At 56.5% G+C, this 11,942-nt stretch carries 14 protein-coding genes; 7 read left to right on the top strand and 7 right to left on the bottom strand.

Annotation, left to right across the window (positions count from 1 at the left end; all coding sequences use genetic code 11):
• Positions 1–204: 204 nt before the first annotated feature.
• Together B9L19_RS06620 and zwf are read right to left on the bottom strand one after the other, a co-directional pair.
• The gene (locus B9L19_RS06620) at positions 205–822 is read right to left on the bottom strand and encodes a cyclase family protein (protein WP_025948588.1); all 618 of its coding nucleotides are present in this window, start codon (positions 820–822) and stop codon (positions 205–207) included.
• Positions 823–895: 73 nt separating this feature from the next.
• Positions 896–2,389 (bottom strand): glucose-6-phosphate dehydrogenase, encoded by a 1,494-nt coding sequence (gene zwf / locus B9L19_RS06625; protein ID WP_025948587.1) that lies wholly within the window; start codon positions 2,387–2,389, stop codon positions 896–898.
• A gap of 229 nt (positions 2,390–2,618) precedes the next feature.
• Here zwf and rnz point away from each other — a divergent pair, with 229 nt between their 5' ends.
• A complete protein-coding gene (gene rnz, locus B9L19_RS06630; protein WP_025948586.1) occupies positions 2,619–3,542 on the top strand; it encodes a ribonuclease Z in 924 nt (307 codons plus the stop codon).
• On the opposite strand, the gene namA is transcribed toward rnz, so the two are convergent.
• On the bottom strand, positions 3,539–4,561 hold the full coding sequence (gene namA / locus B9L19_RS06635) for an NADPH dehydrogenase NamA (protein WP_047752849.1): 1,023 nt from the start codon (positions 4,559–4,561) through the stop codon (positions 3,539–3,541). The genes rnz and namA overlap by 4 nt on opposite strands.
• 140 nt (positions 4,562–4,701) lie before the next feature.
• Complete coding sequence (gene proI, locus B9L19_RS06640) at positions 4,702–5,541, bottom strand: pyrroline-5-carboxylate reductase ProI (RefSeq protein ID WP_047752851.1); 840 nt, start codon at positions 5,539–5,541, stop codon at positions 4,702–4,704.
• A 508-nt stretch (positions 5,542–6,049) separates the two neighbouring features.
• Here proI and B9L19_RS06645 point away from each other — a divergent pair.
• Both B9L19_RS06645 and B9L19_RS06650 read left to right on the top strand, forming a co-directional pair.
• Positions 6,050–7,021 (top strand): MBL fold metallo-hydrolase, encoded by a 972-nt coding sequence (locus tag B9L19_RS06645; RefSeq protein WP_025948583.1) that lies wholly within the window; start codon positions 6,050–6,052, stop codon positions 7,019–7,021.
• On the top strand, positions 7,012–7,800 hold the full coding sequence (locus B9L19_RS06650) for an SDR family NAD(P)-dependent oxidoreductase (protein WP_025948582.1): 789 nt from the start codon (positions 7,012–7,014) through the stop codon (positions 7,798–7,800). Before B9L19_RS06645 ends, B9L19_RS06650 begins: the two co-directional genes overlap by 10 nt.
• 146 nt (positions 7,801–7,946) lie before the next feature.
• On the opposite strand, the gene B9L19_RS06655 is transcribed toward B9L19_RS06650, so the two are convergent.
• Both B9L19_RS06655 and B9L19_RS06660 read right to left on the bottom strand, forming a co-directional pair.
• Entirely contained in the window at positions 7,947–8,144 is a 198-nt protein-coding gene (locus B9L19_RS06655) for a YqzH family protein (RefSeq protein ID WP_025948581.1), read from the bottom strand.
• A gap of 17 nt (positions 8,145–8,161) precedes the next feature.
• Positions 8,162–8,377 (bottom strand): CDGSH iron-sulfur domain-containing protein, encoded by a 216-nt coding sequence (locus tag B9L19_RS06660; protein WP_025948580.1) that lies wholly within the window; start codon positions 8,375–8,377, stop codon positions 8,162–8,164.
• Between the two features lie 84 nt (positions 8,378–8,461).
• Between B9L19_RS06660 and B9L19_RS06665 the strand changes: the two genes are divergently transcribed.
• From B9L19_RS06665 to B9L19_RS06680, 4 genes are all read left to right on the top strand, one after another.
• Positions 8,462–8,806, top strand: coding sequence for an iron-sulfur cluster biosynthesis family protein (locus tag B9L19_RS06665; protein WP_047752853.1), 345 nt, complete (start codon positions 8,462–8,464; stop codon positions 8,804–8,806).
• Positions 8,796–9,035: a YqkC family protein gene (locus B9L19_RS06670; RefSeq protein WP_047752854.1), complete on the top strand. Its 240-nt coding sequence runs from the start codon at positions 8,796–8,798 to the stop codon at positions 9,033–9,035. The genes B9L19_RS06665 and B9L19_RS06670 overlap by 11 nt, the downstream gene beginning before the upstream one ends.
• Positions 9,036–9,316: 281 nt before the next feature.
• A complete protein-coding gene (locus tag B9L19_RS06675) occupies positions 9,317–9,559 on the top strand; it encodes a YqkE family protein (RefSeq protein ID WP_025948577.1) in 243 nt (80 codons plus the stop codon).
• Between the two features lie 13 nt (positions 9,560–9,572).
• Positions 9,573–10,766, top strand: a complete 1,194-nt coding sequence (locus B9L19_RS06680; RefSeq protein ID WP_047752855.1) for a CynX/NimT family MFS transporter — start codon at positions 9,573–9,575, stop codon at positions 10,764–10,766.
• A gap of 230 nt (positions 10,767–10,996) precedes the next feature.
• Here B9L19_RS06680 and B9L19_RS06685 read toward each other — a convergent pair whose 3' ends face one another.
• The gene (locus tag B9L19_RS06685; protein WP_047752856.1) at positions 10,997–11,917 is read right to left on the bottom strand and encodes an aldo/keto reductase; all 921 of its coding nucleotides are present in this window, start codon (positions 11,915–11,917) and stop codon (positions 10,997–10,999) included.
• Positions 11,918–11,942: the final 25 nt, after the last annotated feature.

The raw sequence follows: 11,942 nt of genomic DNA on the forward strand, positions 1-11,942 counted from the left end.
ATCTTTATTATATGTCTTATTTGTGTGTTTAATCAATCATTGAAAATCATATTATTTTTGGTGTAGTAAGAAATTATGTAGGGGGACAACAACAAGGATGAGAATGGACGTTGAACACTCTCTTGCCTACGCTCATACGTGGAAGAGGGGGCTTCTCGGTTTGAAAAGATCAAACAGCCGGTCCCATCGGGGGATCGGCTGTTTTTACGGCTCGCGGTCCAACAGCAAGACGCGCGCCGGTGCGGCGTCGGTGCCGACGAGTTTGAGCGGAGCGGCGACCATGAAATAGCGGCCTTCGGGGACGTCTTTCAGCCGCAGCCCTTCGATGATGATGACGCCGGCCGAAAAGAGCGTTTTATGGGTCGGATGGCCTTCTTGCGCTCGCTCAATGCCAAGGGCGTCGATGCCGACGCCGCGGATTTGTTTGTCGGCTAGATACCGGGCCGCGTCTTCGGCGACGAAAATAAACTCAAAGTTAAATGCATCATCAAAGGAGTTTTTCGTTTTAAACAGAACGAAGTCCCCTTCTTGAATGTCAAGATGCGCGATGTCGTCTTTCGTGATCCGGTCGTTGACATCGGTTAAATCGAACAGCTTGCACGGGCCGACGAGGTCGTCCAATGGAATCGTTTCAAACGTCGCCCCGCCTTCGACCATATGGAGGGGGGCGTCAATGTGCGTGCCGGTGTGCACGTCCATGTCAATGCGCGATTCGGTCACATAGCCGTTGGTGACGGTGGTGCGCTTCGGTTGTTTTTCCGGTTTGTTTTTATATACGGGCATGCCCTCGTAAATCGGGGCCGTGACGTCATACACCTTCATCGTTCATTCGCTCCTTTGCATGAGAGATAACGCTCGCTTGTCCAAAAGGGCGGCGGGCGCAAACGATTCGCGGTTATGGCCGCGGATGCTCGATCGGCCACCAGTGGAAGCCGTCTTGTTTGAGCAGCTCGTCCGCGGCCGCCGGGCCCATGGAGCCAGCCGCGTAGTTCGGAAAGTCGGAAGCTTTTGTGTTCGCCCACACTTCAGAAATCGGGTCGACAAACTGCCATGACGCTGCCACCTCGTCCCAATGGGTGAAGTTCGTCGCATCGCCCCGCATGCAGTCGTACAGCAGTTTTTCATACGCTTCCGGCGTGTTGATCCCGTCGATGCAGTTGTTGCAATAGTCGAGTTGAAATGGAGCTGTTATGGTCGTCGATTCCCCGGTTTTTTTGCCGTTTAAATGAAGGGTGATCCCTTCGTCTGGCTGGATGTGGATGACGAGCAAGTTCGGGGCGATCGTCTCATTCGTCCGGTAATACAAGTTCATCGGTACATCTTTAAATTGGACGACGATTTTCGTCGATTTTTCCGCCATCCGTTTGCCGGTGCGGATGTAAAACGGCACGCCGGCCCAACGGAAGTTGTCGATCAAAAGTTTCCCAGCGACGAACGTTTCCGTGTTCGAGTCTGGATCGACGTTTGGCTCCTCACGGTACGCCGGCACGTGTTTGCCGTGGATGGCTCCGCGCCCGTATTGGCCGCGCACGAAATAGCGGTCGACTTCATCGTGCGCAATCGGGCGCAAGGCGCGCAACACTTTCACTTTTTCATGGCGGATGTCATCAGTTGTTAGTTTGATCGGCGGCTCCATCGCCAACAGGGCGACCATTTGCAGCATATGGTTTTGCACCATGTCGCGCAGCGCCCCGGAATGGTCGTAGTAGCGGCCACGGTCTTCGACGCCGAGCGTTTCGCTTGATGTGATTTGAATGTTGGCGATGAACCGGTTGTTCCAAAGCGGCTCGAAAATGGCGTTTGAAAAGCGGATGACCTCGATGTTTTGCACCATTTCTTTGCCGAGGTAATGGTCGATCCGGTAAATTTCCCGCTCGGAAAAGACGCGGCGAATCTCGCCATTCAGCTTCTCGGCGCTCGCCAAGTCGTGCCCGAACGGCTTTTCGATGACGAGCCGCTTAAAGCCGCGCGTTTCCGTCAATCCTTCTGACTGCAAGCGGGACGTGACGGTGCCGAAAAATTCCGGCGCCATCGCCAAATAAAAGATGCGGTTGCCTTCGGCCGCGTATATGCCGTCGAGCTGTTCGAGGAGCGACTTTAAGCGCTGGTACGACTCGGCTTCCGTCACGTCGAACGGATGATAGTAGAAATGGGAGGTGAATCGGCCGTCGGTGAGCTTCTGCTGAAACGCCGTTTCGACCGAGTCGCGCACATAGTTCCGGAACTCATCGGCCGACAGCGGACGGCGCGCGACGCCGACGACGGCGAACTGGTCGTTTAGGTGCCCTTTTTCATACAGGCGGTAAAGGGAAGGAAACAGTTTCCGTTTCGCCAAATCTCCCGTTGCTCCGAAAATGACGATGATCGATTTCGGGTTCATGTTGTCCACCGTATGTACCTCGCTTTAGCCAATTTTTTCTCTTCAATGAAACCATTGTAGAGGTTTGCCGGTCGGAACGCAAACACTTTGTTGCGTTCCGGCGGCAAAGCATTTTATGTTCATGAAAGAGCCGGGCGCCAACCCGGCGTTTTTGAGCGCAAAAGAAAGTTGAAAAGCGGTTTTGACATTGGTACGCTAACAACAGGCCATATTGAGCGAGAAAAAGGAGTGAAGCGCGTTGGAACTGTTGTTTTTAGGCACGGGCGCCGGCGTGCCGGCCAAAGAGCGCAACGTATCGTCCGTCGCCTTGCAGCTGCTTGACGAGCGCGGGGCGACATGGCTGTTTGACTGCGGAGAAGCGACGCAGCATCAAATTTTGCATACCGCCATTCGCCCACGCCGCATCGAGCATATTTTCATCACCCATTTGCATGGCGATCATCTATTCGGCCTGCCTGGGCTGCTTGGCAGCCGTTCGTTTCAAAGCGGCGAAACGCCGCTTACGGTCTTCGGCCCGAAAGGCATTCGCGCGTTTGTGGAGACGGCGCTGTCCGTCAGCGGGACGCGGCTGCGGTATGAATTGAACATCGCCGAGATCGAAGAAGGAGTCATTTTTGATGATGAACGGTTTCAAGTCATCGCCAAACGGCTCGACCACGGCATGCCGTCATACGGCTTCCGCGTCGTGGAAAAAGATTTGCCCGGCCCGCTCTTGGTTGAGCGATTGCAAGCGCTCGGCGTCCGCCCCGGCCCGATTTATCAAGAAATTAAGCAAGGAAAAACGGTCGTGCTGGATGACGGCACGGTCATCGACGGGCGCGAATTTGTCGGGCCGCCGCAAAAGGGGAGAATCGTCGCGGTGCTCGGCGACACCCGTTTTTGCGAAGCGGCGATTGAACTCGCCCGCGATGCCGATGTCGTCGTCCACGAGGCGACGTTTGCCGCGGCGGAACAGCGGCTGGCCCATGACTATTTCCATTCCACGACCACAGACGCAGCCGAGGTGGCGAGGCGGGCCGGGGCGAAGCGGCTCATTTTGACCCATATCAGCTCTCGCTACCAAGGTGCGGCGGCGCTGCAGCTCGTCGCCGAGGCGCGCAGCGTGTTTCCGAACACCGAGCTAGCCGTTGATTTCGCCTCATTTTCGATCCCGCGCGGTTAAAACCGCCAGCCGCGCTCATATTGGACGGGCGCCGAGATTTTTGCGCCCAGCTCTCTCGCCGCGGCGTATGGCCAATACGGGTTGCGCAGCAGCTCGCGCCCCAAAAAGACGAGATCGGCGCGGCCGTTTTGCAAAATTTCTTCCGCTTGCCAGCCGGACGTAATGAGGCCGACAGCGCCGGTCGGGATGTCCGCTTCACGGCGGATCAGTTCGGCAAACGGCACTTGGTAGCCGGGATAGACGTTCATGCGCGCCGGCACGACGGCGCCGGAGCTGACGTCGACAAGGTCAACCCCTTGTTCTTTCATCCGCTTGGCGTATGGGACATAGTCTTTGGCCGTCAGCCCGTCCGGATGGTAGTCGGACGCTGAGATGCGGACAAAAAGCGGTCCGTCCCACACCTCGCGGACAGCGTCGATCACGTCGCCCAAGAAACGGTAACGGTTTTCCGGAGAGCCGCCGTATTCGTCTTGGCGCCGATTCGATAGCGGCGATAAAAATTCGTTAATGAGATAGCCGTGGGCGGCATGGATTTCAATGACGTCAAAGCCGGCTTCTTTTGCCCGCCGCGCCCCGTTTTGGAACGCCTGCACCGTTTCTTCAATGTCGGCTTTCGTCATTTCTTTTGGCGTCGGCGACGAATCATCAAACGGGACGGCTGACGGAGCGATGATCTCTCCCGGCACTTGCGATTTTCTCCCCGCATGGGCAAGCTGGATGCCGATGGCCGCTCCATGCTCTTTCACAAGCCCAACGAGTTCGCGAAGCCCGGCGATATGGTCATCGCTCCAAATGCCTAAGTCGCGTTCAGAAATGCGGCCTTGCGGCGTCACGCCAGTCGCTTCAACGATAATCAAGCCGACTTGGCCGACAGCGCGAGCCGGGTAGTGGATTTTATGCCACGTGCGTACGGCGCCGTCTTTCGTGTCGCACGAATACATGCACATTGGCGACATGACAATTCGGTTTTTCAGCGTCAGCCCGCGGATTGTATACGGCGAAAACAGCATCGTGTTCATGACAAGCAGCTCCTTTCTAGGCCAATGAATGGTTCATGACTGAATGATAGCACGCTGCTTATCAAAAGCAAAATAAAACGGATTGTCGCCGTGTTCGGGCTAGGCGGGAAAAGGAGCGGCGCGCTCCGGAGGTCCGCTCTTTACGCTTCGGCGATGGCAGCGAGAAGAGCGCTGCCGAGCTCTTCGGAGCGGGCCGTCGCCCGGCGGATGCAGGCGATGACCGCTTCTTGGAACCGGTATTGCTCAAGCACGCCAATGCCGGCTTCGGTCGTGCCGCCTGGGCTCGTGACTTCACGGCGCAGGACGGATGGGTGCTTGTCGGACGCTTTTAGCATCTCGGCTGCGCCGATGATCGTCTGCAAAATGAGCCGTTTGGCGACATCTCGCTCAAGGCCGATATCCGCCGCCGCTTTTTCCATCGCTTCGACCAAGTAATACACATACGCCGGACCGCTTCCGGACAGGCCGGTGACCGCATGCAAGTCCTTCTCCGGCACAACAGCGACGATGCCGACCGTTTCAAACAGCTGTTTGGCGATCTCAAGATGTTCTTTCGCGGCGAAGCGGCCGCCAGCGATGGCGGTCGCCGACAAACCGACGGCGGCGGATGTGTTTGGCATGGCGCGCACGACAGGAATGTTGCGCCCGGCGAGCCGTTCGATCGTTTCCGTTGTCACGCCGGCCAACAGTGAAAGAATAAGATGATCGGACCGGATGGATGGTGAGATGGCGTTCATGGCTTCGGCGATGTCTTTCGGCTTCATCGCCAAAATGACGATATCCGCTTGTTTGACGGCTTCTTGCGCGCACCCCGCTGCGCAAACACCGTATTGGCGCGCCAGTTCCTCGAGCCGAGCGCGGTTTTGTCGGTTGGCGACGACAATGTGCGCCGGATGGCAAAACGCTTTCGTCATGCCGGCGATGAGCGCTTCCGCCATCGAGCCGGCGCCGATGAGCGCGATCGTTCGTTCGTTGTTCATCATTCCACTCCTCCTTGCCTTGGTGTATCCATCCAAAAGAAAAAGGTTTCCCGTCCTGCAAAAGGACGGAAAACCTTCGTTTCCGCGGTACCACCTTTTTTGGCCCGATTTGGCCCAAGCGCCAAACAGGCCCGACTCTGCCCCGATAACGCCGGGGAGGCGTTTAGGTTGGCCTAACAGCTCCTAGGGTAGGTTCAACCGCAAAGAGGGCCGCAAAGCCTTCCAGCCGCGGGCTTCGCTCTCTGGTGCCGTTTGCGGTTTACTGGCCCTGTTCATCGCCTGTTTTGCCGTATCATGATTTATTTGTCATTATGCCGCGGGACGAGCACGGTTGTCAAGAGAGGAGAGCGAATTTTTTTGCAATTTCGTCGTGCGGAAGAAAAAGGCATGACAAATGGATGAAATCAGTGTAAACTGTAAAATAAAATATAATGAATCATTATTCATTTTGCATGATGAAACGGTTCGAACGGGATGGTTCATGAACTTTGGGAAAGAAGGGAACGCAATGAACGAAGAACGAGTGTATCGGATCACGGTGCCGACGCCGTTTCCGGTCGGCGATGTGCATATGTACGTGATCGCCGGCGATCGGTTGACACTGGTCGATGCCGGAGTGAAAACAGAGGAGGCATGGCAGCTGTTTGTGAAGCAGCTTGGCGAGGTCGGTTATGCGCCAGAGGATATTGAACAAATCGTCATTACTCATCATCATCCGGATCATGTCGGCTTGCTTGATTATTTTCCGCATGCGCCGATCATCGGCCATCCGAAAGCCGATCCGTTTTTGCGCCGTGAACGTTCGTTTATGGAACGGTACGTCCAATTTTTTCAGGAATTTTTTACGGAATGCGGCGTTGACCGCCGTTTGTTCAGTCAGCTGTCCAAAGAAGGCGGCTCGCTTCGCTACGCAAGCCGGCGCGGGCTTGACATCATGGTGACGGAAGGGGACGCGGCGCCGGGGTTGCCAGGGTGGCAGGTCATCGAAACGCCGGGGCATGCACAAAGTCATATTGCTCTTTACCGCGAGGCGGATGGGGTGTTGATCGGCGGCGATCATTTGCTTGTTCATATTTCCCCGAATCCAATGATGGAGCCGCCGGCGGAAGGGGAGACGGAGCGGCCGAAACCGTTGTTGCAGTACAACGAATCGCTGCAAAAAATGCTGCAATACGACATCGCTCGCTCGTTAAACGGCCATGGCGACGATGCGACCGATATTCCCTCGCTCGTTCGCGAGCGGCTCGATAAGCAGCGCCAGCGCGCCGAGCGGGTGCTCGAAATGGTGAAAGAACGCCCGCATACGGTGTTTGACGTTTGTCAAAAGCTGTTCCCAACAGCTTACGAACGCCAGCTCATGCTGACGATGTCGGAGACGATCGGCCAGCTTGATTATCTCGAGGCGAACGGGTATGTGACGAAAAAACAGGAAGCTGGCCGATACGTTTACGAAGCGGTGGGGGTGTCGGTGTGCGGCTGAAGGGGCGCCATGTCGTCATCACCGGAGCGTCGGGAGGAATCGGCGAGCAAATCGCCTATGAAGCGGCGCGCCAAGGGGGGGTGCCGGTGCTCTTGGCGCGCAGCGAAGAAAGACTGAAAGCAATCAGCGCGCGGATCGAAGCGGAAACCGGTATTCGCGCCCCGTATGCATCGCTTGATGTCAGCGACCGCGGCATGATCGAGGCGGTTGTTTCCCAGCTCATTGCGGATCTTGGCGCGATCGATGTGTTGGTCAACAACGCCGGGTTTGGCGTCTTTCGCTATGTCGAGGACATCGACTTGGATGAAATGGAGAGGATGTTTGCCGTCAACGTCTTCGGCCTCATCGCCTGTACGAAGGCGGTGTATTCTCATATGAAAGAGAGAGGAAGCGGCCATATTATCAACATTGCGTCGCAAGCCGGCAAAATCGCGACGCCGAAGTCAAGCGTCTACTCAGCGACGAAACACGCGGTCGTTGGCTTTACCGACAGCCTCCGCCTCGAGGCAGGGCGCTTTGGCATTTTCGTCACGGCCGTCAATCCGGGGCCGGTGGAGACGAACTTTTTTTCGACCGCTGATGAATCGGGAGAGTATGTGCGCAATGTCTCGCGTTGGATGCTGCGCCCGGAGGCGGTGGCGAAGCGCGTTGTTGCCGCGATGATGACGCCGACGCGCGAAGTGAACATGCCGCGCTGGATGGATCTCGGCAGCCGGCTGTATCGCTTTGCGCCGGGTTTGGTGGAAAAGGTGGCGAAACGGGCGTTTTTCCAAAAGTAAGTCAAAGAAGCTGGTCGAAAACGATCATGTTGTTTGATCGTTTTGCGTCTATGGAATGCGAGAGGGTGTCCCGAGCTTGTGGGACACCCTTTCACAATCGCAGCACCGCTTTTCTTTCTCATTAGGGGCATTTGACACAAGTCAGGTCAAGAACCGGCGATGAACCGGTAGACTGCGTCATGGACAAGTTCATACATGTCCGCGTTTGGCTGCCTCTCTTTGGCGGCGGCAATGCGGGTGCAAAGCTCGCGCCAGTCGTCTTCGTCAAGCGGCATCATGTCATCATCGTAGCCGTAATGCCGCAGACAGTTGCGCACTTGTTTTTGCAGCCATTGTTCATCCATCGACCTAACCTCCGTTGCTATTCAGTGGGCTCCGGTGACGGAGCGCGGACAACGGATTGGAAGCGGCCTTTGTGCGAGCCGTCGCAAAACGGTTTGTTGTTTGACAGCCCGCAGCGGCAGAGCGAAAACGTTTGTTTCGTCACAAACGGCTTTCCTTCTCCATCGAGCAGTTCCACATCGCCGGTGACGCGCAGCGAACCATTGTCATTCACTTTGATTTGCACGTTTGCCATCGCTTGTTCCTCCTTTGCTTTGACAGTTTCGCGTGTTGGCAGGTAAAATGAAAAGGAAAATCAATAAGGAAAAAGGAGTCAGGCATGAGTGTATCGATCACGTTTACGGATGCAGCCAAACGGGCGCTTGCCTCTATTGTAGCGCAATCCGAGCGGCAGTTAAAGCTGGCGTTTGACACGGACGGCTGCGGCTGTTTGGTCGACGGCGTGCCGGCGCTATGGCTTGTCGACAAGGCCGATGACGATGATGTGGCCGTTGAGACGAATTTCGCACCGGTGCTCGTGGAACGGTCGCGGCTCATCTTTTTTGATGAAGCGATGACGATTGACCTCAAGCCCGGAACGACCGTTTTTCAGCTCAAAAGCCCAGGGCAAACGTTGAATGGTCATATGCCGCTTGTCGAGGTGAAATCTGGCCATGAACGGTAAGCTAGAGCAGCTCGCAAAGACGGCGAAGCAAAAAACATGGGTGTCGTTCACCCATGAAAACGATCCGTACAGCTTGCTTCATTGGTCGGTCGCCGGCCCGTATCATGAAGCGAAAAACGTCTGGCTGCTGCAAAACGAAATGACGTTTGAAACGAAAGAGTTTCCGACGCTGGAGGCGGCCATTGCTTGGCTTGGCGAGCATATGCCGCACATCACCGAGGTGTTGTAAAGGGGCCGCCCCTAACCCGTTTCGGTCGGGGGCGCCCCTTTCCATCGTTAGAAGCCGTGTTTTGCGCCGAATGGCGCTTTCCAATGTTATTGCGGACTGTTTTGCCACTTAGTCGGATGGATTGCTTTTTCCAATTCTTCTTTTGCGATCACCGGCTTCACCGTATCGGCGGACGGTTTTCCTTTTTGGGCGCGGTTTTTCGCCATCCATCATCTCTCCTTTTCTTTGTCGTGTAGTTGTATCGTTTGACAAATGAACGATTGTTATGCAAGGGGGCGGACATGATGAAGAAGATCGGGCGAAAAAAAGAGCAAGGGACGGAGGCTTTGACGATCGCCGACCGGCTTGGCGCCGCGGTGGAGGCGAAGCTGCTTGAGAAAAAGCGCGCACTTGCCGAGGAAGAACAGCGGCGTCGGGCGGCGCAAGAGGAGCGGCGCCGCGAGGAAGCGCGCCGCCGTGAGGAACAGAAATCATTTGCCGAGCTGCTTGAGGAAAGCGAGCTTGACTGGCGGAAGTTTAAGTAGAGGAGGATGGAGGATGAAACGGAATGCGGCAACGGAGCGCGCTTCTTCCATTCCGTTATGGGCGTCCGCGGCGGTCGTCGCGCTGGCCGTCAATTTGCGCGCGCCGCTTACGACAGTCGGTCCGCTCGTTTCCCACTTGCAGCGGGAACTTGGCCTTTCCTACGCCGCCGCTGGGGCGTTGACGACGATTCCGCTTTTGGCGTTTGCCTTCTTGGCGCCGGCCGCCGCGACTCTCGCCCGCCGGTTCGGGATGAAGCGGACGCTCTTTTTTTCGTTGATCGTGTTGCTCGTTGGCGAGCTTCTCCGGCCGCTTTCCGACAGTTCTTGGCTGTTTGCCGGCACGGTGCTGATCGGTGCGGCCATTGCAGTGGACAACGTCTTGATGCCGGCGCTGGTGAAAGAATCGTTTCCTGAACGAGTAGGCTTCATGATGGGCATTTATACAGTGACGATGAACATGAGCGCGGCGTTCGCCTCCGGGATTGCCGTTCCGCTTGCGGATGGCTGGGGGCTTGGCTGGCAAGGGGCGTTTCGCTTTTGGGCTTTGTTTGCGGTGTTGGCGCTTTTCGTTTGGCTGGCGCAAGCGCGCGGCCGGGAACCGAACGGCGCGCCGTCGGGAAGCCGCCGCTCAACGCTTTGGCGGTCATGGCTTGCCTGGCAAGTGACGCTGTTTATGGGATTGCAATCGTTTTTCTTTTACTGCGTCGTCACTTGGCTGCCGGAGCTTGGGCAAAGCAAGGGGTTGGCGCCCGGTGCGGCCGGATGGCTGCTCTTTTTCTTCCAGTTCGCCCAGCTCCCGATGATGTTCGTCTCTCCGATGCTCGCGGAGCGGATGGACAATCAAAAGGCGCTTATTGGTTCAGCTGTGCTTGGCATGGGGGCTGGGACGCTTGCCTTTTTCGGCGGGCAAGGGTGGTGGCTGTGGGCCGGGGCGCTTCTTGCCGGCATCGGCGCTGGCATGGCGTTTTCGCTGGCGATGATGCTGTTTACGCTGCGGACGCGTCGTCCGCTCGCCGCCGCTCAATTGTCCGCCATGGCGCAATCGGTCGGCTATTTGCTTGCGGCGTCCGGTCCGCCGCTATTCGGCGTATTGTATGATGCGTCCGGACAGTTCACCGGCCCGCTTGGCATGTTGTTGGTCGTTTGTGCGGCCATGATGGTGTTCGGCTTAGGGGCAGCGAGGAATCAGTATGTGGAAGAGGATTGATCAGCTTTTGTGAAATGACCGGCCCATTTGGAAAAAAGAGCCCGTAACGGACATTGACAGCCGTTGGGCTCTTTTGGTTTGTTTTTTCGTTTTGCCTCTTGTCAGCGCTATGGACGCCGGCAAGTTCAGTGACGCATATAGGCAGGGAATAGAGGCAAGCAACGGCCTGCGGTTACCGGCTTCACCGGCAATCGGCGCCCTGATTGAGCGTGATAGCGTGCGCCCTGCGCTTATCGGTGCGCCTCATACACTGAGCGTTTTGTCATTTGTTTCAGCCATTCGTATTCGTCGCGGCCAAGCGGCGGAGCGGAAGCGGCGGCGATGTTTTCCTCGAGCTGCCGAAGACGGCTTGCGCCCGGAATGACGGCGGCAACGACCGGGTCATACAAGCAAAATTGCAAGGCGGTGGCGGTCAATGAGCGGCGTTTTTCGCTTTTTTCCTTCAGCTTCGGGATGAGCGCCTGCAGTTCTTCATATGAATAATCGAGGTAGCCGTGTTGTTTCACCGCGCTGCCCGCCTGCTCAAGTGGGCGGCTCGTGAGCAAGCCTTTTGCGACCGGACCGCGGGCGATCACGCTGATGTTGTGTTCGCGAAGAAGCGGGAACCATTCTTCCGGGCGGCGGTCAAGCAAGCTGTATTGCATCATGACGCTGACGATGTTCGAGCGCTTCACATATTCGCGAATGACGTTTGGGCGGATCGAGGAGATGCCGTACCAACGGATGACGCCTTCTTGCTTCAACTCTTCGAACGCTTCAATCGTCTCATCGATCGGGTCGTCGATCGTGCCGCCGTGGAGCTGGTATAAGTCAATGTAGTCCGTTTGCAGGCGGCGCAGGCTCTCTTTGACCGCTTGTTTGATATAGGCTTTTGACGGATCCCAGTCCCAGCCGCTGCCATCCGGCCGCCAACGGTTGCCGACTTTTGTCGCGATGATGACTTGGCCGCGTTTTCCTTTTACCGCTTTGCCGACAAATTCCTCGTTTAAGCCGCGGTCGTATAAATCGGCTGTATCCAAGTAGTTGATGCCGCGCTCCAATGCTTCATGGATGAGATAGATGGCATGGTTTTCATCCGTGCCGAGCGACATGCAGCCGAGTCCAATTTCGCTGACGTATAAGTCTGATGTGCCGATGCGGCGTTTGTTCATCTTTTACGCCCCCTTTCGCGATCGA

Source organism: Geobacillus thermocatenulatus, assembly GCF_002217655.1.
GTDB lineage: Bacteria > Bacillota > Bacilli > Bacillales > Anoxybacillaceae > Geobacillus > Geobacillus thermocatenulatus.